Annotated in this window: 15 protein-coding genes and 1 pseudogene; 6 read left to right on the top strand and 10 right to left on the bottom strand. The window is 61.7% G+C overall.

The features are described 5' to 3' along the window. Together IL54_RS24125 and IL54_RS10760 are read right to left on the bottom strand one after the other, a co-directional pair. A pseudogene (locus tag IL54_RS24125) lies at positions 1–677 on the bottom strand (epoxyalkane--coenzyme M transferase); the annotation flags it as partial. A 117-nt stretch (positions 678–794) separates the two neighbouring features. Continuing rightward, a complete protein-coding gene (locus tag IL54_RS10760) occupies positions 795–1,640 on the bottom strand; it encodes a p-hydroxycinnamoyl CoA hydratase/lyase (protein WP_037475550.1) in 846 nt (281 codons plus the stop codon). Positions 1,641–1,775: 135 nt separating this feature from the next. Between IL54_RS10760 and IL54_RS10755 the strand changes: the two genes are divergently transcribed. Beyond that, positions 1,776–2,366, top strand: coding sequence for a TetR/AcrR family transcriptional regulator (locus IL54_RS10755; protein WP_037475547.1), 591 nt, complete (start codon positions 1,776–1,778; stop codon positions 2,364–2,366). 9 nt (positions 2,367–2,375) lie between these two features. On the opposite strand, the gene IL54_RS10750 is transcribed toward IL54_RS10755, so the two are convergent. The 4 genes from IL54_RS10750 to IL54_RS10735 form a co-directional block, all read right to left on the bottom strand. After that, positions 2,376–2,759 (bottom strand): c-type cytochrome, encoded by a 384-nt coding sequence (locus IL54_RS10750; protein WP_037475544.1) that lies wholly within the window; start codon positions 2,757–2,759, stop codon positions 2,376–2,378. A 113-nt stretch (positions 2,760–2,872) separates the two neighbouring features. Continuing rightward, positions 2,873–3,799: an alpha/beta hydrolase gene (locus tag IL54_RS10745; protein WP_150125691.1), complete on the bottom strand. Its 927-nt coding sequence runs from the start codon at positions 3,797–3,799 to the stop codon at positions 2,873–2,875. Positions 3,800–3,851: 52 nt separating this feature from the next. Then, a complete protein-coding gene (locus IL54_RS10740) occupies positions 3,852–6,476 on the bottom strand; it encodes a glycoside hydrolase family 3 C-terminal domain-containing protein (RefSeq protein WP_037475539.1) in 2,625 nt (874 codons plus the stop codon). Positions 6,477–6,603: 127 nt separating this feature from the next. Then, a complete protein-coding gene (locus IL54_RS10735; protein ID WP_037478342.1) occupies positions 6,604–7,731 on the bottom strand; it encodes a glycoside hydrolase family 43 protein in 1,128 nt (375 codons plus the stop codon). A 150-nt stretch (positions 7,732–7,881) separates the two neighbouring features. On the opposite strand from IL54_RS10735, the gene IL54_RS10730 reads away from it, so the two are divergent. Then, entirely contained in the window at positions 7,882–10,401 is a 2,520-nt protein-coding gene (locus IL54_RS10730; RefSeq protein WP_037475537.1) for a glycoside hydrolase family 9 protein, read from the top strand. Between the two features lie 20 nt (positions 10,402–10,421). Here the strand turns inward: IL54_RS10730 and IL54_RS10725 are convergent, their stop codons facing one another. Then, entirely contained in the window at positions 10,422–11,966 is a 1,545-nt protein-coding gene (locus IL54_RS10725) for a tryptophan halogenase family protein (RefSeq protein WP_037475535.1), read from the bottom strand. Between the two features lie 64 nt (positions 11,967–12,030). Beyond that, the gene (locus IL54_RS10720) at positions 12,031–14,952 is read right to left on the bottom strand and encodes a TonB-dependent receptor (RefSeq protein WP_037475532.1); all 2,922 of its coding nucleotides are present in this window, start codon (positions 14,950–14,952) and stop codon (positions 12,031–12,033) included. Positions 14,953–15,233: 281 nt separating this feature from the next. Here IL54_RS10720 and IL54_RS10715 point away from each other — a divergent pair, with 281 nt between their 5' ends. The 4 genes from IL54_RS10715 (at position 15,234) to IL54_RS10700 (ending at position 20,151) form a co-directional block, all read left to right on the top strand. After that, positions 15,234–15,917: a SapC family protein gene (locus IL54_RS10715; protein WP_037475530.1), complete on the top strand. Its 684-nt coding sequence runs from the start codon at positions 15,234–15,236 to the stop codon at positions 15,915–15,917. 3 nt (positions 15,918–15,920) lie between these two features. Beyond that, a complete protein-coding gene (locus IL54_RS10710) occupies positions 15,921–16,940 on the top strand; it encodes a cupin-like domain-containing protein (RefSeq protein ID WP_037475528.1) in 1,020 nt (339 codons plus the stop codon). Positions 16,941–16,962: 22 nt separating this feature from the next. Next, positions 16,963–18,036: an alpha/beta hydrolase gene (locus IL54_RS10705; RefSeq protein ID WP_237748853.1), complete on the top strand. Its 1,074-nt coding sequence runs from the start codon at positions 16,963–16,965 to the stop codon at positions 18,034–18,036. 210 nt (positions 18,037–18,246) lie between these two features. Further along, entirely contained in the window at positions 18,247–20,151 is a 1,905-nt protein-coding gene (locus IL54_RS10700; protein ID WP_156106188.1) for a sialate O-acetylesterase, read from the top strand. 55 nt (positions 20,152–20,206) lie between these two features. On the opposite strand, the gene IL54_RS10695 is transcribed toward IL54_RS10700, so the two are convergent. Continuing rightward, entirely contained in the window at positions 20,207–22,120 is a 1,914-nt protein-coding gene (locus tag IL54_RS10695) for an NPCBM/NEW2 domain-containing protein (protein ID WP_037475523.1), read from the bottom strand. Continuing rightward, positions 22,120–23,744: glycosyl hydrolase family 95 catalytic domain-containing protein (locus tag IL54_RS10690; RefSeq protein WP_076605569.1), on the bottom strand; the 1,625-nt coding region annotated here is incomplete at its 5' end. The genes IL54_RS10695 and IL54_RS10690, both read right to left, overlap by 1 nt.

The following is a 23,744-nucleotide window of genomic DNA, read 5'->3' as shown; positions in this document are numbered from 1 at the left end:
TCGACATTGGCGGACGCGATCTTGAGGAACTCCTCGTCGCTGGCGTCCTGATAGCCGGTGTGGCGCGACATCGCCAAATCGGGGCAATCGAGCTGCAGGTCGAAGCCCGCCGCCACGATCGTCTCATATTCTTCGCGCATCGCATCGACCAGATCGGCCAGATAGGCTTCGTGGCCGGGATAATGGCGGTTGACCTGGAAGGCGGTGATCAGGCCGGGCGAGGCCGCATTCATGAAGGCGCGCACGCCCTCGCCATGGGGCGCGAGCGCCGTTTTGAACCGGCGGATATCGTCATGCAGCGGCTCCAGCGTCACCAGCCGCACCGGGCCGATGCAGGAGGCGCGGGTAAATTCCTGGGAACCCATGATCCCAGCGAGCTTCTGCCGCAATTCGGGCAGCGGGGCGAGATCGGCGGCGGGCCTGCGGTCGATATGGCCGCCAAAGCCGGTCAGCCGCTCGATCATATAGGTGGAATAGCCGACCTTGCCCAATTCGCCGTCGCTGACGATGGTGACGCCGGCGTCGATCTGAGCGGTTACCGCGTCTGTAACGGCGGCCTGAACTTGCGTGTCGAAAGCTTGCGCGTCATAGGGTTCGCCCTTGTCGCGGGCCAGCAACAGCGGGGTCAGGGCGTCACCGCGCGGCAGGCTGCCGACATGGGTCGTGGCTATGGGCATGAAAATCCTCCTCCGATTGAAGGACATTCTGCCACAAATTCATGGATGTGGATATATCGCAAACATGAAAATACGCACCGGGGCGAACCCCGGTGCGTTTCAAGACGATCAGGCTATTCAGCCCTCGGTCGGTGCCTTCGCCTTGGTCAGGTCATAAGCACCCAGACCTGGCTTGTAGCTCTTCTCGTCGATGAACTGGCGAATGCCTTCCTTGCGGCCTTCGCTCTTGTCATGGAAATTGGCCGCTTCCTGCATGCGGACCAGATAATCCTCAGCCTCGTCATAGGTCATGGTGCTGACGCGGCGCACCGCATCCTTGGCGAATTTGAGCGCGACCGGGTTCTTGGCGAGGAGCTTGTTGGCGACCTCGCGGGTGCGGTCCTTGAGCTGGTCGAGCGGCACGCTTTCATTAACCAGCCGCATGGCCGACGCCTGCTTGCCGTCGATCAGGTCGCCGGTCAGCGTCAACCACATCGCATCGCGCATCGGCAGCAGGTCGACCACCACCTTGGTCACGCCACCGCCGGGCAGGATGCCCCAGTTGATTTCGGACAGGCCGAACTGCGCTTCATCGGCGCAAATGGCGAGGTCGCAAGCGAACAGGGGTCCGAAGCCGCCGCCAAAGCACCAGCCATTGACCATGGCGATGGTGGGCTTCTGATACCAGCGCAGACGGCGGAACCAGCCATAGCTTTCCCGCTGGGACTTGCGCACGCCGTGCAGTCCGGCCGCTTCGGTCTCACGGAAATATTCCTTCAGGTCCATGCCCGCCGACCAGGCCGTGCCTTCGCCGCTCAGCACGAGCACGCCGACATCGTCACGGAATTCCAGCTCGTCCAGAACCTCCATCATGCGGCGGTTCAGCGTCGGGCTCATCGCGTTGCGCTTGGCGGGGCGATTGAAATTCACCCAGGCGATGCCGTCCTCGACCGCAAAGGAAACGACGTCTTCTTGGTTTTCCATGATCCTGCTCCCGATAGAATGTATGCTTGGGATACAGTAAGCTGGGGGAGGGTTGCAAGTGAATAATGCAGTGCCCCTTTCCGCACACGCCAAGGCGGATGATCTCTGGCGATCGAATATGCTAGGTCGCGCTGCATGAGTAAGACAGACGCACAGGCCAAGGGTGAAGAGACGGACGGCGCAGGCACGCGGCGGGGCCAGATATTGGCGATCGCCGCGCAACTCTTCGCGCGCAAGGGCTATCGCGGCACGTCGATGCGCGACATCGGCGAGGCGGCCGGTGTGCTGGGCGGCTCACTCTACCATCATATCAAGTCGAAGGACGCCCTGTTCGTCGAGCTGCATCACGCTGCGCTGGATGGGGCCGAGGCTCGGATCGCAACGGCCGTGGCGGCGCAGGATGATCCTTGGGCACAGCTGGAAGCCGCCTGCGCCGCGCTGCTGGAAGTCCAGCTTGATCCCGATTCGCTGACCATGCCGATGATGAATGATTTTCGCGAAGTGCCCGACGCCGTGCGCGTGGCGCTGGTCGAACGGCGCGACCGGTTCGAACAATTGTTCCGCGCTATCGTCGCCGCGCTGCCGCTACCGGCTAAGATCGACCGGTCGCTCTATCGCAATCTGCTGCTGTCGCAGCTCAACAGCGTCGCCGACTGGTATCGTCCGGGGCGGCTGAGCCCAAGCGACATCGCCGCGCAGATCGCCCGTCTCTACCGCCATGACTGACGCTGGACGTTATTTCGTGGCGCTCTTGAGATATGCGATGAGATTGGCGCGGTCCGCAGCCTGCGGCACACCGGCAAAGGCCATGCGATTGCCCGGAACGACAGCGCTGGGTTTGGCGAGGAAGGCATCCAATGTCTTGGCGTCCCACCGTATCTTCGCCTTTTGCATGGCGGGCGAGTAAGTGAAACCTGCGATGGTTCCTGACGTCCGCCCAAACAGGCCATTGAGCGCCGGACCCATTTTCTTGGGGCCAGGCTTCACGTCATGGCAGAGCGCGCAACGGGCGAATACTATCTTGCCCTTCACGGCATCGCCTGCCTGCGCGAGGGCCGCTACAGGCGTGATTGTCGCCAAGGCAAGCAAAGATCCGGCAAAAATACGCGCTATCGTCATTATCCGCTCTCTGTCCTTCTACCCGGATTCGCAGGCTGCATGCCCAGCGTTATCGAACATGCAGCCTGAACGGTAGTGGAACATTGACGCAGAGCGTAGGTGAATGAATAGGCCTAACGCGTGAGCGCGCCGTGCGTCCCGATCCAGCGGACGAAGGCATCGAACCAGCCGGTGCTGGTCGTGTCCTTCTGATACATGCCAAAGCCATGGCCACCCCGTTCGTAGAGGTGGAATTCGGCCGGGCGCTTGGCGGCACGCCAATCGTCGATCAGGGCGATGCCGCCATTGGCGAAGAAAGGATCGTCGGCGGCCAGGGCCACGAACAGCGGCGGCGCGTCGGCCGGGACTTTCATGGAGGATAGCGGGCCATAGATATTGCCGATGAAAGCAGGCTTGGCATCTTGGCCCGCCAGCGCCGTCGCCATGGTCAGCATGGCCCCGGCGGAAAAGCCGACCATGCCGATCCGATCGGCATCAACGCCCCATTCGGCCTTGCGCTGACGGATCAGCGCGAAGGCGGCGCGGGCATCGGCGATCTGGGGCGAGAGGTCGCCGAAATTCGGGTCGGGGGCCGGGCGGGGTGGTCGAGTGCCGGGAGAAAACATCTCCTGCATCGACTTTTCAAAGGCCGGCATGTCCGCTGGCGTCTGGCGCAGGCGATATTTCAGGACGAAAGCCGCGACGCCGCGATCGGCCAGCGCCTTGGCCACATCCCAGCCTTCATTGTTCATCGACAGGGTTCGAAACCCACCGCCCGGCGCCACGACGATGGCCGCGCCGGTTGCCTTGGCGGGATCGGGCAGGAAGGGGGTGAGGGTTGCGACCGTGACGTTGCGGGCAAACAGGCTGCCATATTGGCTGTGCCAGGACTCCTTGGCCGTCGCACCGGGGAGGGCGGGCGTTCCGAGTTCAATGGCGGTCGGCTGGGCGGGGATGGCGATCGGCACCATCTTGTCGTCCTGGGCCTGGGCCGCGATCGGCGCTGTGATGAGCCAAGTGGCTGCTCCGATCATTGTGGCGAAACCAACTATGCGTTTCATCTGCATCTCTCCTTTGCCTTTTATCTATTTAGCTGTCCCAAATGGCCGCCTGTCATTTTGGCAGGTCGACCCTCTCGCGGATGGTGTAGCCGACGGTCTGGACCGGACTGCCGGTGCCCGGCTGCCCGCCGCCGATGCTCAATTGATAGTCGCCGGGGATGAGCGCGCGCACGCCGTCTCGCGTCACGAAGCTCAGGTCACGGGGCGACAGGGTGAAGGCGACTTCCTTCCCTTCGCCCGGCTTGAGCGATACGCGGGCAAAGCCACGCAGGGCGGTGCGGGGTGCGCCATCGAAGCCGGGGGGCGTCACGTAAAGCTGGACGACATCATCGCCCGCCCGTGCGCCGCTATTGGTGACGACCGTCCGTACGGTCAGCCCGTCCTTGGCAATGGCGTCGGTCGCGCCCAGCGTGGGCGCTGCATAGCTGAACTGCGTGTAGCTGAGCCCATGGCCGAACGGATAGACGGGCGTGCCCTTGAAATAGCGATAGGTGCGTCCGTCCATGCTATAGTCGGTAAAGGGCGGAAGATCATCGACGCTCTTGTAGAAAGTGACGGGCAGGCGTCCGGCCGGATTGGTCTTTCCCGACAGGACATTGGCGACCGCCAACCCGCCCGACTGGCCGGGATACCAGGCCTCGACGATGGCCGAGGCATGATCCTTGGCCCAGGATAGATCGACCGCGCTGCCGTTCATGACAACCACGACCAGCGGTTTACCCAGCGCCTTGGCCTTTTCCAGAAAGGCGCGTTGATCGCGGGGTAGGTCGAGCGAGGTCTTGTCGCCGCCGATAAAGCCCTCGATCTTGACCGGCATTTCCTCGCCCTCGATATCGGACGTCAGGCCGACGACGGCGACGATCACATCGGCATCCTTCGCGCCGTCCGCCAGGTCGCGATCGACATTGTCGGAAATGCGTTTCCAGAAGATGGTAGGGCTGGGCGCGATGCTGCTCTCCCCCTGGAGACGGATGGCATAGCGCTGGCCCTTGGTCATGCGAACCTCGGTCAGGTCGAGCGGTTCGGCCCAGCGGGAATAGTCTTCGGCGCTGACCACGGCTTTGCCGTCGAGCGAGACGGTGCCTTTGACGCCGGTCAGTGCGACGCGATACAGCCCGGTTTCCGGCGCGACCAGATAGCCGGTCCAGACGACCTTATAGCGTTTCGACACCTGCTGGAATTCACTCGCGCGGGAAACGAGGGTGTTTTCCACGCGGGTCAGCACGGGCTTGGCTTCGAAGCCGTCATCCCCGCTGGCATTGAAATATTCGGCGCGCAGACCGGGCTTGCCATCCGGGGTCAACAGCGCGGTGCCGGGAACAGGATCGCCATCGGTAATGGAGGGGCCAAAGGGGATGAGGGTCAGCGCAGAGCCGGGCATCGCCTGCCGGATGCCGTCGGCTACCGAAATGGGCGGGGCGCTGCGGGGCGATGAATAATTGCCGCGCAAGACGCGCGTGGCGTCGGCCAGCGGGCCGGCCAGGGCAATCTTCGTTCCGGCCTTCAGCGGCAGGATGCCGTCATTCTTGAGCAGGACCAGGCTCTTTTCCGCCGAGGTCAGGGCGAGCGCCTGATGTTCCGCCGTTCCGATCATCTTGACCGGCATGGCATTGGGCTTGCGGCTCGACAGGCCGGGGAGGTCGCCATTGCGATAGCGCGCGGAGAATAGCCGGACGAGTGCGGTGTCAATGTCGCTCATGCCGATATAGCCGCGCGCGAGCGAGGCTTTGTAGCGATCGCCCAGACCTGTCTGGCCATTGAGCGTCGCATTATTGCATTCGCTATCGACACCCTGGCGCAGCGCGACCGCGACACCGGTTGCGGCGTCGGGCGCAAATTTATGGTTGTCGTAAATATCGACTACGGCGTCACAATCCGACACGACATAGCCGGTAAAGCCCCATGCATCGCGCAGATAATCCTGCAACAACATGGGACTGCCGCAGGCGGGTTGGCCGTCGACCCGGTTATAGGCGCACATGATCGACCCGGCCTTGCCCTCGACGATAGCGGCACGGAAGGCGGGCAGGTAGCTGTCTTCCAGGTCGCGCTTGGTTGCGAAGATATTATCGGTGTGGCGGCTCGGTTCCGGCCCGCTATGGACGGCGAAATGCTTTGGTGTGGCGACGATGTCGGGCAAGTCAGGATTGTCGCCCTGCATCCCCTGGATGAAGGCCACGCCGATTCGGGCCGTTAGGAAGGGGTCTTCGCCATAGGTTTCCTGGCCGCGGCCCCATCGGGGATCACGGAAGAGATTGATATTGGGCGACCAGGTATTGAGGCCCGTGCCGATCTTGCCGAGATGCCCAGTCTGGCGACCGAGGGTGTGAAGCGCCTGCACCTCCGTACTGATGGTGGCCGCGACCGTCTTGATCAGCGGCGCATCGAAGGTGGCGGCAAGGCCGATGGGTTCCGGGAAATTGGTGGTCGGAACCGCGCCCATCGCGCCATGCAGCGATTCGGTCCACCAGTTATAGGCCGGGATTTTGAGCCGGGGGATGGCCGGTGCCACGTTGAGGAGCTGTTCGACCTTTTCGTCCAGCGTCAATTGATCGACGATCGCCCGCGCCTTGGTATCCGCCTCTTTCCAACTGTCATTGGCCATAGCTACGCTATGCGCAGTAAAGCCGGCCAGGATCATCGCGCCCGCAGCACAGCGTAGCAAAGATGCCTTCATCCTCATGTCTCCCTGAATGCGTCGTTGAGACGTCGGTCTTGTCGAAAAAGGCTGCGTGGCCCTTGGGCATTGTCGTCGCTGCACAAGCAGCGGCCGGGGAAGCCAATGGCTTCCCCGGCCGTAGTAATCACTGGGCAGCGCTCTTCTTCGCTGCACCGCTTAGGAGCGGGTTGATCGTGCGGATGCTGCCATCGTCATTATGATGCAGTTCGGTAACCTTGACGTTGCGCAGACGGGTTTGCCCCGACAACTGTGTGTCGGCATAGAAAAGCCACCAGCGGCCATCCCATTCGGCGATTGAATGATGGGTGGTCCAGCCTTCCACCGGTTCAAGGATGCGGCCCTTATAGGTGAAGGGACCATAGGGCGAGTCGCCTACGGCATAGACCAGATAGTGGGTGTCGCCGGTCGAATAGCTGAAATAATATTTGCCGTTAAATTTGTGCATCCACGATGCTTCGAAGAAACGGCGATCATGGTCGCCGCCCAGCAGAGGCTTGCCCTGTTCATCGACGATCTGCAACGGTCGGGGCGTTTCGGCGAATTCCAGCATGTCGCCGGTCATCTTGGCCACGCGGGGAAGTAGTGCCGGTTTGTCATCCTGCTCCAGGTCGGTCTTCGACCCGTTCGGATCATATTTGCCGTTGGCATAGCGCTGCAACTGGCCGCCCCAGATGCCGCCGAAATACATATAGCTTGCGCCATCATCATCGGTGAAGACGGCGGGATCGATCGAATAGCTACCCTTGATCGGCTGTGGTTGCGCCTTGAACGGCCCCATCGGATCCTTCGACGTTGCAACGCCGATGCGGAACACGCCTTCCTTGTCCTTGGCCGGGAAGTAGAGATAATAAATGCCATTCTTGCGCGCGGCGTCGGGTGCCCACATCTGGCGATCCGCCCACGGCACATCCTTGACGTCCAACGCCACTGGCCCGACCGTTACCGGCCCGCCGATCTTGTCCATCGACAGCACGCGATAGTCGCGCATCTCGAAATGGCTGCCAAGATCATCCTCGGCGGTTGGTCCGTCGATATCGTGGCTGGGGTAAACATAGATTTTGCCATCCCAGACATGGGCGGACGGGTCGGCGGTATAGATGTCCTTGACCAGCGGCTGGGACAGATATTTCGAAGCGTCTGCGGCATTGGCGGCTGGCTCCTGCGCATTGTCCGCGCTCTGCTGGCACCCGGCCGTCAAAAGGGCCATCGCCAAGGGCAGGGTTCCGAGCAATATCCGTCGCGTCCGGGGCATCAGTCTCTCCTTCATATTTCGATGATTAATAGCGCTATCATAAGCGCATGGCAATCAGCCTATTGGATATTGTGCCCATCTATAATCGCTGCGATATAAGGCGTGAGAATTGCGGCCCGGATGATGGTAGCGCAATCAAGGGAGAGAGACATGAAGCGTTTACGAGCCTCCTGCGTCGGGATTGCGCTGCTGCTGAGCAGCACGGCGGCAATAGCACAGACGCCGAGCGAACCCGCCCTGCAGTTAAACGAAAAGGGCTATTTCGAAGGCCCTGCGGTCAATGTTCTGGCCTTTTCCAACTGGTATGACGGCCTGTTTGCGGATGCAAAGATCAGCGGTATCGAAATCATCCAGCAGGGTATGCGCAGCGCGACCAATGGCGACGTGCGCTTGTCGGCGACACCCGGACAATGGGATGCGATCGGTGCGCTGGTGGGTCGCAAGGTGGATGCCAAGGCCGGGGTCGTGGAAACGACGCTGCGTTATGCCGCCCATGACTGGCAATATGTCATTCGCGCCGAGCGGCGCGGGGGTACGGTCGAACTGAGCATCATTCTCGACAAGCCCGTGCCGCAGGCCTTGGCGGGCAAGGCCGGGTTCAACCTGGAATTACTGCCGTCGGCCTATTTCCACCATGCCTATATGGCGGACGAGCGAACCGGCACCTTCCCGATCTATCCGGCAAGCGCCATGGAGATGAGAGCGGAGCGCAATGCGGCCAGCGGACGGAGCGAAGGGCCGGGTGCCGAACCCCTGCCGATGGCCAGCGGTCGCCGCTTCGTCCTGGCACCGGAAGACCCCGCGCGCCGGATCAGCGTGAGCAGCGATCAGCCGATCGCGCTCTATGATGGGCGCAATCAGGCGCAAAATGGCTGGTTCGTGTTGCGATCGGTTCTGCCTGCAAACAAGACCGGTACGGTGCTGCAGTGGACGGTGAAGCCGCAGGCCGACCCCGATTGGCTGCGGACGCCCGTTATCGCACATTCGCAGCTCGGCTATGCGCCCGATGGTCCCAAGATCGCCACGGTCGAACTGGACCGTAATGACAAGCGGCGGCCACCGCTCAAATTGCTGCGCCTGGACGCCAACGGCGCGGCGGTGCCGGTGGCGACCGGGCCGGTGAAACCCTGGGGCGACTATCTGCGCTATCATTATCTGCAACTCGATTTCAGCGCCGTTAAGCAACCGGGGCTCTACATGCTTGAATATGGCGATGTCCGCACCGCGCCATTTCGCATCGCGCAGGATGTCTATGCCGATGCCTGGCACCCGACCAACGATGTCTATTTCCCCGTTGCGATGGACCATATGTCGGTCAACGAAGCCTATCGCAGCTGGCACGGCGATTCCCATCGCGACGATGCGCGTCAGGCACCGCTGAACCATGAGCATATCGATCTGTACCGGCAGGGACCGACGACCGATACGCGCTTCAAGCCGGGCGAGCATATTCCGGGCCTTAATGTCGGCGGCTGGTATGATGCCGGCGATTTCGATATCCGCACCCAGTCCCAATATCAGGTGGTGCGCTCGCTTGCCGATGCGGCGGAGCGCTATCGGCTGGATCGGGATACGGTAAGCGTCGATCAGGCGCGGCGGCATGTCGAAATGCATGTTCCCGACGGAAAGCCCGATATGGTGCAACAGGTGGCGCATGGCACCCTGCAATTGCTCGCCCAATTTGACGCTGTCGGCCATGCCATTCATGGCATCGTGGAGCCCGATGTCGCCCAATATACGCATTTGGGCGATGCGGTGAACAAGACGGATGGGCTGCCCTATGACCCGGCGTTGAAGCCGGGCGAGGTTCGCAATGGGCGGAGCGGAACGCCGGACGATCGCTGGGCCTTCACCAGTAAATCATCGGCGCTCAACTATGGATCGATCGCCGGGCTGGCGGCCGCTGTGCGGGTGTTGCGCGGGCAGGATGATGCGCTAGCGCAGCGCGCGTTGGAAACTGCCGAGCGGGTCTGGCAGCAGGAACAGGGGCAGGCGCCCGATTTGTTCAGCCATGGCAACACCACGGGCGGGCCGCTTGATGCGGAGATGTTCGCGGCGGCGGTGGAACTGCTGCGCACAACCCGCAAGCCAGTCTATGCCGCCAAGGTGCAGGCGCTCTGGCCCGCCATCGAAAAGGGTTTTGGCTTCAACGCGCAGACGGCTGTCGCGGCGATTCCTTACATGCCCGCTTCCTATCGCACCGGGATGATCCCGGCGGTGCGCCGTTGGCAGGCGCAGAGCGTGGAGATGGCACGCGCCAACCCCTTCGCCGTCCCGATTACCACTGGCGGATGGGCGGGGTCAGGGACCGTCCTTGGCTATGCGCTGACGGCCGAGGCTTTGCATCGGGCCTTCCCTGATATTGTCGGGCCGGACGCGCTATTTCATGGCATGGCGTTCCTGACCGGCCACCATCCCGCGTCGGACATATCCTTCGTGTCGGGTGTCGGCACGATGTCGAAGGAAGTCGCCTATGGCAATAACCGGGCGGACTTTTCCTTCATCGCAGGCGGCGTCGTGCCGGGCATATTGGTGATCAAGCCGGACTTCCCCGAAAATCACGAGGATTGGCCCTATTTCTGGGGCCAGAATGAATATGTCATTCCAGAAGGCGCGGCTTGGATCGAACTGGCCAATGCGGCCAACCATCTGAGCAAGGGGACGCAGTAAGCGGTAACGGTTGCCGCCGGTCAGACCGGCGGCAGTCCGTGCGCGACGATCTTGTTGATCAGATCCCGGTGGCGGGGTAGCCCGGCGCATAATTTGTCGGTCAGCGCGGCATTTTCACGGCGGGCGCGATCGGCCAGGCGATGATCCCGGCTGAGCGAGGCGGGATCGACTTCGGTATGATAGCCCATGCCGTACAGGACATATTGATAGCTGGCGGCCGGGAAGACTTCCTCCACGCGGTCGAACTCGTCATGGAACCAGGGGGACTGGTAGCGCCAGAGCAGCAGCAATTCCTTCAAGCGATCCGGGATGGTTTCATCGCGCACATTGTCGCGCCAGAAATCGCTGTCGGTGCGCTTTGTCAGCACATAATGGAGCTTGAGGAAGTCGATGATGCGGCCCCAGCGATAGTGGGTCGTCGCGTTGAAGCGCGAGGAGATGATGTCCATCACCTCGCGACAGGCGGGCATTTGTTCGGCAATGATCTTGGCCGACAATTCGATCAGCACGATCGCGGAGGCTTCGAGCGGTTCGAGGAAACCGGCGGCCAGGCCCACGGCCACGCAATTGCCTTTCCAGAAGGTTTCGCGATGGCCCGAACGGATCTTGATCTTGCGGGCATTCAGCCCATCGGCCGCCGGGCCGATATAGGCGCGCAATTCGCGTTCGGCCTCTTCGTCGGAAATATGGCTGCTGGAAAAGACATGGCCGACGCCGCGGCGCGTCTGGATGCCGATGTCCCAGATCCAGCCTGATGTCTGCGCCGTAGAGATGGTGTGGGATGCCATCGGGCTATCAGGCCGCTCATAGGGCACTTGCATGGCCAGTGCCGTATCGCAGAACAGGACGTCGTTGCAGTCCTTGAACGGCACGTTCATCGCGCCTTCGATCAGCAACGCCTTGAAGCCGGTGCAATCGACGAACAAGTCGCCTTCGATCTCGCCTGCTTGCGCCGTCTGGATCGCGCGAATGTCGCCATTTTCGCGCATCAGCACCTGTTGGACATCCGCCAAAACGTGCCGCACGCCCAGCGTTTCGCAGCAATGGCGTTGGATGAAGGGGGCGAATTTGCCCGCGTCGAGATGATAGGCATAATTGGCGAGGGCATCATATTCGGCCGTCGCAATTGTCTTGGGGGCGAGGCCGTCGTCGCAGATGCGCCCCTGCGCACTGACGCTGTCGCAGAAACTTTCGCCTTGATTGCTCGCCAGCCAATGCGGGGCAAGGTTCACCTGCCCGAAATTCTGCGGCAGCATCAAGGGATGATAATAGCCGTCGTCGACTGCGCCGGTGGTCCAGCGATCAAAGCGTGCGCCCTGTTTGAACGCGGCGTCGCATTCGCGGAAGAAATCGGATTCCGACACGCCCATGCGCGACAGGGTGGTGCGGAGCGTCGGCCAGGTTCCCTCTCCCACGCCGATGATCGGGGTGTTGGGGGATTCGACCAAAGTGACGCTGAAACCCTGGCCAATGCGGGTGCGATGGCGGGCCGCAATGATGCCAGCGGTCAACCAGCCGGCTGTCCCGCCGCCGACGATTACGATGTTGCGGACAGGATGAACCATAAGAGAGAAATCACCATTAAAAAGGAGGGGATGTCAACCGACATCCCCTCCAGGGCGAGAACCGTTAGAAGCGGTAGCGTGCGCCCGCCGTGAAACGGCGGCCATAAGCGTACACATCAAGCAACTGGTTGGAGAAGCGGCCATGGGTGCTGACCGTTTCGTTGGTGATGTTGAGCGCTTCGCCGAACAGGCTGAACCGTTCGGTCAACTGGTAGCTGGTGCTCAAATCGATCTGCAGGCTGGAATTGACGAAAGTCGGTTCCGCGCCAAAGGCCGAGTTGTTCTGCGCCTGACCAAAGGCCTGCAGATATTTGTCGCGCCAGTTGACGGCGGTACGGAACTGGAAGCCATTCTTGTCGTAGAAAGCCACCAGGTTGGCCGAGTTGGCAAGCCCGGTTACGGCAAAGCCGCTCTGCGATAGATTGGTTTCGTCATAAGGTTTGTTGGTTTCGACGAAGGTGGCGTTGGCGTTGAAGCCAAAGCCGCTGTCACCGAAAACATGCTGCCATGCCAATTCGACACCCTTGATCGTCGCGGACGGTCCATTGACCCGCTGCGACACGGTAAAGACCGCAGGCGCACCAGTGGTCGGATCAACGACGCCGTTGATCGTCTGCCGCTGGGTACCTGCAACCACGAAGTTCGTCACATCCTTGAGGAAGAAATTGACGGAGGCGTAGGAATTGCGCTGGTAATACCATTCCATCGCGAGGTCGAAGTTATCGGCCAGATAGGGCCTCAGGTTCGGGTTGCCGCCCGTTGCCGTCAGGGCGCCGACGCGCTGGCCGACGCCAACGTTAAGAACCGGCGTAAGCGTATTCAGCGCCGGGCGTGTCAGCGTGCGCGAAGCGTCGAAACGCAGGTGCAGGCTGTCGGTCAGTTCCAGCTTCATGTCGAGGCTCGGCAGGAAGTAGGAATAACTGCTCTTCGTGGAGATAGGCTGAGATTCACCGAAGCCTACCGTGAGCAACGTTGGATCAGCTGTGCTGCCTGTGATCGAGGTTGGCAATCGCCCAATGCCAGCCGATACGAGCTTCGTGATTTCTTCTCGCGCGCCTGCATTGAAGTAGAAAGGCATACCCGCGACATCGGCTTCGAAATTTACCCGAACATAGGCCGACCAGGTCTTCTCGCGCACATTCTGAACGCTGCCTGGGTCTAACAACAGATCAAACATACCGCGATAATTGAGCAGGCCGTTGTTAGGGTCGGTCGGGGGAGGATAGTTAAAGCCCGGCACATTCTGCGCATATGGATTGCCGAGGCCTTCCAGAATACGCTGATATTCCTTAGCGTCATATTTCAGCAGGCCGGGTGGCAGGACGCCGGAGAAGCCGGGGATGAAGTTGTTGGTGCCAATCACGCCCTGGATCAGGCTGGCGGGCATCAGAACACCACTGCCTTGACCGGACGGACCGCCATAGCCCGCATAAGCCTGCCAGAAGTTATTGGTGAAGGTGCTGCTGTTCTGGAGCGTGAATTCATCCTCCATATAGCGGCCACCAAACTTGATGGTCAGATTATCCTGTTCCCAGGTTGCGCCGAGGCGGAACTGCTTGATCTCGTCGCTGTTGACCTGCTGCTGCCGCACGGTGACGTGCGAGCCGATAATGGTCTGGTCCAGCCAACGCGAGGCATCGCCATTGGGACCATAAGCCGTCAGTTCGGGGAAAGCCTTACTGCTGTTACCGGACACGCGAATGCCGTTTGCGGTGCCAAGCGCGCCGCCATAGCCGATATCGCCATTTTCGCTGCTGATTTCACCATCGGGGTTCTGACGGCTCTTCGAATAACTGGCATCCGCCTCGATCTTCAGGTTGGACGTGGCGTCCCACACCATGTTCAAACCGATTTGGTTGGTTTCCAGCACGCGAGTATCCGTACCAGCGGTGAAATCGGTCGGCGATCCCTGCTGCACGAAGTCGATCGTCGTGCCGTTTTCATCCTGTTGGACATCGCGCATCGAGCCCTGGTTGAACCAGACGCCGAACCCGGCAATGTCGGTGACGATCTTCTGCCGCGAATAATTGTCGTCCAGCGTCAGGACGATGTCGTCGGACGGTGCCCATTGCAGGGCGATGCGGCCGTCGATACGCTCATCCTTGGTATAGCGCTGATCGGCACCATATTGCTGGCCATACCAGCCGACGACGCTCTTGCGGTCACTCGGCGCTGCGTCGACATCATCGGATGGCGCACAGCTTGCCGCATTGCTGCCTGCCAACTGACATGGGGCCAAAAGGCCGCCCTGCCAACCGGATACATAGACGCGGTTCACCTGCGTATCGCGACGGGTGTAGATGCCGTCGATCAGGATGCCGAGCGTGTCATCGGCAAAGGTCTTGCTGAACAGGGCACCGACGGTCGGCACCACCTTGCCCGCATCGTCCTGGATCGAACCAGCGGCGCTGAACGCGACGCGCGTGCCGGGGCTGTCGAACGGCTTGGGGTAGGAGATGTTGACGGTCGCACCGATCGAGCTGCTCGACAGCGATACGTCAGGCGTCTTGAGCACGGCGAGCTGGCCGACGAAATCGGCACCGACCGAGGAGAAGTCGACCGAACGGCCACCGGTCGCGGTGGAGATGCGGCGACCATCGATCAGCGTTTCGTTGAAGTCGCCGCCAAAGCCGCGCACGGTGATGCCATCGGGCTCGCCGCGCGAACCGGACCGGTTGATCGACACGCCCGGAAGGCGCTGCAGCGATGCCGCAACATTGGAATCCGGGAACTTGCCGATATCTTCCGCCGAAATGACGTCGACGACACCAGCCGAGTTACGCTTGATATCGAGGTTGCGTTGCAGCGATCCACGGATGCCGGTGACGACGATGTCCGCTTCGCTGGCAGGGTTCGTGATTGTGGCCTGTTCGGCCACTTGCGCAACGGCCGGAAAGGCGATTGCCAGGGCCAGGCCGCTGGCTGTCGCCGCCAGGCTCTTGCGGCTGCGCTTCGCCAAACGAGCGCGATCGAAATCTGTCTTCATGATCCTCCCCTTACTCCCAATTCTTCTCGCCCGAACGTCGCGACACTATTGTCACGCACGATCACAGTTTCAGGCTTTGGGGGGAGGGGCCGTCGCACGAACGGATTTGATCCTCACCCAAGCCTTTTCTTTTCTAGGCGTAAATGGTAGCGCTATCGAAACGGGCAATCAAGCGAAATTGTATGTGTAAATATCGCCCCGTGTGATTAGGCTGTCGGAGACGAAAAATGCGTCCAGACAGGGCGGCGGCAGCGTGAGAATGTGCCGCAGGAGGAGAGGGTATGGAATCGCTTCAGTTGCTCAATAATGTGGCGCATGCCGGTTTGCGGATGCGGGCACCGGACCATGGATCTGGTCCGTTCGTGCGAATCGTCGTTGGTGAAATCCTGGCCGCTGCCGCTGCCTGCCCGATTCTTTTTTCCAAACATGCCGAGACGGGCCGATTCTATCTGGGGGCGTTGACTGGGTTGAAGCCGGGCGAGCATCTGGTGGATTCGCCCGATGATCGTCCCGCCTTTCGGGCGATGGAGGCGGATCGCGAAGGCTTCTTCACGGCAGAAGAGAATATCGCCTTCGACCCGGATCACCCCCGCTTTGCATCCGGCGATGGTGACCCGTTGTTCGATGCGGAAGGGAAGCCCACCCTACAATTGCGTGTCGTCCAACAGGCGCTAAGCCGCTTGGTTGCGGGGATGGAGGCGACCGAAGCCTTCATCGCCGCCTTGCTTGCGCACCGGTTGATCGAGCCGATCGACATTGCGCTCAGCTTTGATGATGGGGAGACGGTGCGGCTGGATGGGCTCTATACGGTGAGCCTCGATAGTCTCGATGATCTGGACGATGCGGCCGTCATGATGCTGTTTCGATCCGGGCATCTGCGCCTTGCCTACGCCATCGCCGGATCGTTGCAGCATATCAGCCTGATGGCGCGTCGGCGGAACGACAGGCTTGGGCGGTTCGGCTGACCCATGGCCAGTGCCGCTGTCCCAATCACGGAACGAACCGCCGCGGAGATCGGGGGTGTCGAAGGTTTGCGACATTTGGCGCAGGCGTGTCGCCCCATTGTGATTCGGGGAGTCTGTAGCGACTGGCCTGCGATGCAGATGAGCGTACAAAGCAATGACGCCGTGCTTGCCTATCTGGCGCGATTCGACAGCGGATCGACAGCGGAATATTTCGCTGGTCCGCCAAATTTATGTGGGCGCTATCATTATGGCGATGGGCCTGGCGGCTTCAACTTTGCCAGGGAAACCATCGCCGTTCGGCAAGCGATCGCGCGTATCGCCGCCAATGCGCAGGATGCGGGCGAGATCGGCTATCTGGGCTCGCTGCCGACCGATCATCATTTCCCCGGCTTCGCCGAGGCCAATCCATGCGCGTTGTTGCCGCCGAACGTCCGCCCACGGATATGGCTCGGCAATGCCTCGACCGTTGCCTGCCATTATGACACCTATGATAATCTGGCCTGCGCAGTAGCCGGGCGGCGACGCTTCACCCTCTATCCGCCCGATGCGATCGGCGATCTCTATGTCGGGCCGATCGACCATACATTGTCGGGCCAGCCGATATCGCTGGCCACGGGGGCGGCGAGCGACGATCCGCAATATCCTCGCTTTGCGGCCGCGCGGGCGAGGGCCGTTATGGTGGAGTTGGCCCCCGGAGACGCGCTCTACCTCCCCAAATTATGGTGGCACCAGGTCGAGGCGCTCGATCCCGTCAACATTCTGGTCAATTATTGGTGGGATGGTTTCAGCGCCGGGCCGGATGCGCCGCACACCGCCATGTTGCTCGCCATGATCGCCATTGCCGAACGGCCAGCGGCAGAACGGGACGCCTGGCGCGCCTATTTCGACCATTATGTCTTTCGCCCCGATGGCCATCCTTTGGCCCATATGCCGGACGCGCAGCATGGGGTGTTGGGGCCGCTCGGCCAAGGAAATTATGGGCGGATACGCGCTCTGGTGATGCGCCTATTGCGCGGACAATGACGACGAAAATGGAGGGGTTGGCATGACGTTCAAGACACGGATGATGGTCGTTACGGCGTTGGCGATGGCCGGGGCGTCGATGCCTGCCTTGGCGCAGGTGGCGACGGGTGCGCCGCCAGCTGTCGCCGGGGCAAAGCCGGTAACGATCGAGCGCATCAAGGTGCATGCTCCGACGATCGAGGGCAATCTGGAAGGCGAAGCGGCCGACCGCGATGTGTTGGTGATCCTGCCGCCCAGCTACGGCCGCGAACCATCACGGCGTTATCCGGTCGTGTATGCCCTGCACGGCTATTCGATCGGCGCGGAGGAATGGGCGAAGGAAATCCACATTCCCCGGACCGTGGAAGGCGCCTTCGCCAAGGACGCGCAGGAGATGATCCTGGTGCTGCCCGATTCCAAGACGATCCATAATGGGTCGATGTATTCCAGTTCGGTGACGACCGGCGATTTCGAAAGTTTCGTGGCGCGCGATCTGGTCCGTTATATCGACGACCATTATCGAACGATCGCGCAGCGCGAAAGCCGGGGGCTGGCAGGGCATAGCATGGGCGGCTACGGGACCAGCCGCATCGGCATGAAACATGCCGATATATTCGGTGCGCTTTATATGATGAGCCCCTGCTGCCTGTCGCCGCGCGATCCGGCGCAGATCGATCCGGCCGTGTTCAAACAGCTCGAATCGGTAAAGTCGCCCGCTGATTCGGCTGGGCTATCCTTCATGTTGCGCGCGCAATTGGCGACGGCTGCCGCCTGGTCGCCCAACCCGCAAAAGCCGCCCCTCTATCTGGACATGCCGGTCAAGGACGGGGTGGTGCAACCCGATGTCGTGGCCAAATGGGCAGCGAATGCGCCGCTGGCGTTCGTCGATCAATATATCGGCAATCTCCGCCGCTATCGCGCGATCGCCATCGATGTCGGCGACAAGGATGGATTGAAAGCTGATGCGCAGACGCTGCATGGCGTGCTTGATCGCTATGGCATTCCCAACAGTTTCGAAATCTATGAGGGCGATCATACCAACCGGGTGGCTTGGCGATTTCAGGATAAGCTGCTGCCCTTCTTCAGCGCGCATCTCGCCTTTCAGGGCGCGCGATAAGCGGGCGGGTCAGACCTCCAGTTTGTCAAACGAATGAAAATGACGGCACCAAAAGGTAGCGTTAACATTAATAGCCTGATCGGCGCTTCTAAGCGGCGCCGTTCGGATGTTCTGCAAGCGCGGAACGGCACAATTTGCATAGCGGGAGGATCACATATGAAGCGCTCAAATCGGTATATCACGGCTGTAGCTATGGGATTCCTCCCGGTGATGGCTATGCCTGCGGCTGCAGCACCTGTGTTCGATGCGCTATCTGGTGACCATTCGGTCATCCAGCGCGATCGTCCGGCCCTGATCCGTGGGAGGGCTGATCCGGGCGAGATGATCACGATAACATTGGGCGCGGCGACCCAGGTCGTGACGGCGGATGCGCAGGGGCGGTTCCAAGCGGGGTTTGCCGCGCTTACCAAGGCTGGACCGATCGCATTGTCGGCGCGCAGCGACAAGGGGCAGGTGACGGCGCGGGACGTGGTCGTGGGCGACGTCTTCCTATGTTCAGGCCAATCGAACATGGAATTGGAAGTGCGCAATGCGCAGGATGCCATGGGGCAGATCCGCAATTCGTCGGATGAGCAACTGCGCCTGATTACGGTTCCGCGCGAAGCGGCGGACCAGGCACGGCAGGACTTTGCCAGTGCGGTGTCGTGGAAGACGGCCAGCCCGGAAAGCGTGCCCGATTTTTCCGCTGCCTGCTATTATACGGCGCGAGACCTGCGCAAGACGGCGGGCGTTCCGATCGGCGCCATCTCCAGCAGTTGGGGCGGATCGCAGATCAGCCCCTGGATGGGGGAAGTGGCCCAGGCCGCGATCGGTCGCGCCGATCGCTCCGCCATGGTGAAGTTGCACGCCAGCGATCCCATCGGAGCCGAACGGGCGGCGAGCGCCGAATGGGAAGGTTGGTGGCGCGCAGCCACCGGCGATGCTGTCGGCCAAGAGCCTTGGCAGCCCGGCAGTACCCTTGGCTGGGCAGATGTGCCGAAATTGGGGCCATGGGAAGAATGGGGCGTCAGTGCTCTCTCCGAATTCAACGGCATGGTCTGGTTCCGGCGGGAAATCATTTTGACGGCTGCGCAGGCAGCCGAGGCGGCGACCCTGTCCTTGGGCACCATGGATGATGTCGGCCGGGTCTGGATCAATGGCAGTCCCGTGGGAATGAGCGCCAAGGCATGGCAGCCCACCAGCCTGACCGTGCCACCGGGTCTGTTGAAGGCGGGTCGCAATGTCCTGATCATCAATGTGATGGATAATTATGCCAATGGTGGGCTGCTGGGACCGGCGAGCGACATGGCCTTGCGGTTTGCCGATGGGGGCGATGTGCCGTTGGGCGACAAGTGGCGCTATGCCGTGGCAGCCAAATCGCCCCCCGGCGCGCCGCGTGTGCCATGGGCTGATGTGACCGGCGCGGGCACGCTCTTTAATGGCATGATCGCGCCGCTGGGTGCGATCGGCTTGAAGGGTGTTGCCTGGTATCAGGGCGAGTCCGATGTCGATCTGCCTGGCTATGCCGATCGGCTGGCGGCAATGATGGCCGAATGGCGCGAACAATTTCGCGCGCCCGACCTGCCCTTCGTCATCGTGCAGCTCGCCGCCTATGGCAAGCCGACGACGAAACCGTCGGAGAGCGGCTGGGCACGGATGCGCGATACGCAATATCGGGCCGTGGCAGCGGACCCCAATGCGGCGTTGGCCACGGCGATCGATCTGGGCGATCCGTTCGATATTCATCCCGGAGAGAAGCAGGAATTGGGTCGCCGCCTCGCGCGGTCGATGCGGGCGGTTGCCTATGGCGAACGGCATTCCGCTAGCGGTCCGCAGGCGGCAAAGGCCATTGCTACGCCGGACGGCGGGGCCATGATCGAATTTTCAGGGCTAACGGGCGCCCTTCAGACGCGTAGCGCCGCGCAGGCGATCGGCTTTGAGCTGTGCGGGCAAGCGGCGGATAGCTGTCGCTATGTCGGCGGCGAGGTGGAAGGATTGCGCATCCGGCTGGCAGGTGATGGTCAGCCAGCCGTGCGGGTGCGATATGGCTGGGCGGATTCGCCGGTCACCAACCTCTATGACGAGGCCCCTCTACCGGTCGGTTCGTTCGAGCTGCCGATCGGTACAGGTCGTTAGGGAATGAGGCTATGTTGGGCGGGCGGATTACTACACCGCCCACCCATCATGGCGATCAGCGTAGCAGGGCCGCGTCACCCCAACTGACGGGCAGCATTTCGCCCGGAACCCCGTCATCGGCTTGCGCGACCATCTCGATGAGGGCGACGCCTTTTACATCGACGGCAATCGGCGTTGGTGTTTCGCCGCGGCGAACAAGCGGCGTGCGCGTCAACAGCTTGCCGTCGCCATAGACAGCGAAACGGACACCATGGCGCGAGTCTGCGGCACTGTCATCGACCCCAGCTATGGCCGTCAAGCGGCCATAGCCTTTGTTCCGAATTTCCAGCCGGGAATTGGCGAGCACGCCGATGCCAGATGCATAGGGTTTGCCCGCAATGGCGAGCGGCTGATTATAGGGGGTCGCGTCGGGCTGCGCGCCGCCCCAACCCGCATAGATGGGACGTTCGCCCAGCCCGCGCGTGCTGCGCCAGCCGGGGATGGAGCGGAAGATCGTGGGATCAGGCGCAGGGGCGGTAACCCCATCGACGGCCGGGTTGATATTGCCAGGTTGCTCCGACAGATAAAGGCCATCCGCAAGCGTTCGATCGCCCTTTGCCACGAAGACGAGCGTCTGTCGTGGCGCAACCTTCAAGGCTTGCTCTCCGGTGAAGCGGCTCTGTTCACCGGTCCAAAGGTCGGTCAAAGCCACGGCCTGGTCTTCGCGGAATTTGAGATGACCGGCCGTCAGCATGGCATCGACCGGCGCAAGGCCCCGGTTGAACAGCGCGACCGCCTTGTCGCCATTGGCCAACGTCTTGACCAATATCTGCAATGAATCGCTGTCGAAGGCGACAATGGCCTGATGGCCCGCGGGATCCTGATTGATGGCGATCAGGTCGGCATTGCCGAAAACATCCATCAAGGATTGCGGGGTCTTGCGTAGGTCCGCGCCGATCAGCAGCGGGGCGTTCATCATCGCCCAGAGCGCAAAATGCGAGCGCGCTTCGGTCAGATGCTCTGCGTCGAAGTCGCCCTGACCGATGAACAGCATGTCGGGATCATTCCACGACCCCGGATGGGCATAGAGCGCCCGGCGCACCGCGCTGTCGTAATTCGTCAGCATCCGCGCCCAATGGGGCGTGATATCGTCGCTGGTGCGCGAGCTATTGCCATAATCCTTGCCCCAGGCGCGCACATTGGCGCTACCCCACACGCAGAGCGAGAGCAGATAGTCATTGTCCGGGTTATGACGGGTCAGCGACTGGTTGATCTGGCTGAACAGTCCCTGCACCGCAGGAACATCCGAGCGGGTGACCGACGCCTGGTCGATCAAGGGGGCAAGCATGCGATACTTGCCGGATTTCACCGGCGCGCTGCCCTCGCCGAAGGCGCGGATGCCGCATCCGTCCACTTTGATGAGATCGAAACCCCAATCGGCGAAGAAGAGCCGAATATCCTGATCGATATGGCCATAGAGTCCGACCTCGCGTTCAGCGATCGACCCTTCGGGTAATTGCGCTTCGCCAGTCGAATAGGCCTGCGAACAGCTGTTGCGACCAAGGTCCGAATAGATGCCCGCCTTTAACCCCATGGCATGGAGCTTGTCGGTCAGGGGACGGAAAGACGGGTCGCCCTTGCCCGCGCGCAGGGACGATGGGAATTTCTCCGAACGGATCAGCAATTTGCCGTCATTCGTGCGGCGCTTGAGCCACCAACCATCGTCGATATTGATATATTGATAGCCCTTCTTGGCGAGGCCGCTGTCGATGATCCGCTGCGCCGATCCGAGTAGCTTTTCCTCATCGATCTCGGTGAAAAAGGCGTTCCAACTGTTCCACCCCATGGGCGGCAGGGCGGCACTGCCCCCCTGATAGGCGCTCCAACGGCCTTGCGGCGCGAGCGGATCGGCTGTCTGGGCAGACAAGCTGGTGCTGGCCGCCAGGGCAGTGAGGCCGAGCAGCAAGCCCCGGACATAAACCTTCGTCATCAGGCAAAATCTCCATCTTCAAGCATGAGGGCGCGTCCGGCCTTGAGCGATACCGTTGCGCGACGACTACCGAGCCTTATGGTCCTTTGGCCATCCATGTCGGGGTGCAGCGTGACGCGCGTGAGCCGCTCATCGCGCCAAGCGAGATCGACGCCGCACCGTCCGCGCGCGCGCAGTCCGGTGACACGTCCTTCCGGCCATGCGCTTGGCAAAGCGGGTAGCAGGTCGATGACGTCGCCACGGCTGTAAAGCAGCATTTCGACGATCCCGGCCGTTCCGCCGAAATTGCCGTCGATCTGAAAGGGCGGGTGGGCGTCGAACATATTGGGATAGCCGTGATCGGGGCCGAGCAGGTAGCCCAATATGCGATGGGCATGATCGCCATCGCGCAACCGCGCCCATAGGGTGATACGCCATGCCGTTGCCCAGCCGGTCGCCCGATCGCCGCGAATTTCCAGCGTCCGGCGCGCCGCGGCGGCCAGGTCCGGCGTGTCTTCGACGCTGATCTGGTGCGAGGGATAAAGCCCATAGAGATGAGAGACATGGCGATGATCCTGTTCGGGTGCATCGGCATCCCAATCCTCCCGCCACTCCTGCAACTGTCCCTGTCGGCCAACCTGATAGGGCGCAAGGCGTGACCGGGCCGCCTCCAGTTCAGTCACGAAACCGACATCTACGTTCAGAATTTGCGCGGCCGCGATCGTCTGACCGAACAGGTCGCGCAGGATCGCCATGTCCATGGTCGGCCCAGCGCATAGGGTGCCGCCATGGCCATGCGGATTTTCCGGGCTCATCGACGGGTTGGTGACGAGGTAGCCGGTCTTTGGTTCTGGCTGCAACGTATCGAGGAAGAAGCGGGCGGCTCCGGCCATCAGCGGATAGATGGAGGTCAGGAATGCGCGATCCCGGCCATAATCATAATGATCCCACAAATGGGTGCAGAGCCATGCGCCGCCGGTCGGCCATAGCCCGAACTGCGCACCGTCGATGGGGGCGCTGGCACGCCACAGGTCGGTATTATGATGCGCGACCCAGCCGCGGGCGCCATACATGGTCGCTGCCGTGCGCGCGCCGGTGACGGCGAGGTCGCGGACCATATCGACCAGCGGTGTGACGCACTCACCCAGATGCGTGGTCTCGGCGGGCCAATAATTCATCTCGGTATTGACGTTGATCGTATATTTCGACCCCCAGGGCGGGTTGAGGCTGTCGTTCCACAGACCTTGCAGATTGGCAGGCTGGCCGCCCGGCCGTGAGGAAGAGATCAGCAGGTAGCGACCATATTGGAAATAGAGCGCTGCAAGCGCCGGGTCGTCCTGGGTCGGCGACGCGGCAATGCGCTTGTCGGTCGGCAGGTCTGCGGCGGCCGATCGGCCAAGGTCGATCGACACGCGCCGAAAGAGCCGCCGATGCGCGTCGGTCGCGTCCGCCGCGACCCGCGCAAAGGAACGGCCACGCAGGCGATCCAGCGTGGCCTGGGTCGCAGCTACGGGATCGCCGCTGACATCGTCGAACCGGCGATAGCTGGTCGCCATGGCGATCGTCAGCGTGACCGCATCGGCGCCGCGCACCAGCAATCTGCCGCCTGCACCTGGCTCGATCCGCCCGCCCTCTGCCGAAGCGA

The organism is Sphingobium sp. ba1, assembly GCF_000743655.1.
In the GTDB taxonomy this organism is placed as follows: domain Bacteria; phylum Pseudomonadota; class Alphaproteobacteria; order Sphingomonadales; family Sphingomonadaceae; genus Sphingobium.
This window is presented reverse-complemented; position numbering and strand designations above follow the sequence as displayed.

Excerpts from the sequence above, each read along its gene's own strand:
- IL54_RS10755 (WP_037475547.1), top strand. The coding sequence starts at position 1,776 with ATGAGTAAGACAGACGCACAGGCCAAGGGTGAAGAGACGGACGGCGCA.
- IL54_RS10735 (WP_037478342.1), bottom strand. The coding sequence starts at position 7,731 with ATGCCCCGGACGCGACGGATATTGCTCGGAACCCTGCCCTTGGCGATG.
- IL54_RS10710 (WP_037475528.1), top strand. The coding sequence starts at position 15,921 with ATGGCCAGTGCCGCTGTCCCAATCACGGAACGAACCGCCGCGGAGATC.
- IL54_RS10695 (WP_037475523.1), bottom strand. The coding sequence starts at position 22,120 with ATGACGAAGGTTTATGTCCGGGGCTTGCTGCTCGGCCTCACTGCCCTG.
- IL54_RS10725 (WP_037475535.1), bottom strand. The coding sequence starts at position 11,966 with ATGGTTCATCCTGTCCGCAACATCGTAATCGTCGGCGGCGGGACAGCC.
- IL54_RS10745 (WP_150125691.1), bottom strand. The coding sequence starts at position 3,799 with ATGAAACGCATAGTTGGTTTCGCCACAATGATCGGAGCAGCCACTTGG.
- IL54_RS10700 (WP_156106188.1), top strand. The coding sequence starts at position 18,247 with ATGGCTATGCCTGCGGCTGCAGCACCTGTGTTCGATGCGCTATCTGGT.
- IL54_RS10720 (WP_037475532.1), bottom strand. The coding sequence starts at position 14,952 with ATGAAGACAGATTTCGATCGCGCTCGTTTGGCGAAGCGCAGCCGCAAG.
- IL54_RS10750 (WP_037475544.1), bottom strand. The coding sequence starts at position 2,759 with ATGACGATAGCGCGTATTTTTGCCGGATCTTTGCTTGCCTTGGCGACA.
- IL54_RS10730 (WP_037475537.1), top strand. The coding sequence starts at position 7,882 with ATGAAGCGTTTACGAGCCTCCTGCGTCGGGATTGCGCTGCTGCTGAGC.
- IL54_RS10740 (WP_037475539.1), bottom strand. The coding sequence starts at position 6,476 with ATGAAGGCATCTTTGCTACGCTGTGCTGCGGGCGCGATGATCCTGGCC.
- IL54_RS10760 (WP_037475550.1), bottom strand. The coding sequence starts at position 1,640 with ATGGAAAACCAAGAAGACGTCGTTTCCTTTGCGGTCGAGGACGGCATC.
- IL54_RS10705 (WP_237748853.1), top strand. The coding sequence starts at position 16,963 with ATGACGTTCAAGACACGGATGATGGTCGTTACGGCGTTGGCGATGGCC.
- IL54_RS10715 (WP_037475530.1), top strand. The coding sequence starts at position 15,234 with ATGGAATCGCTTCAGTTGCTCAATAATGTGGCGCATGCCGGTTTGCGG.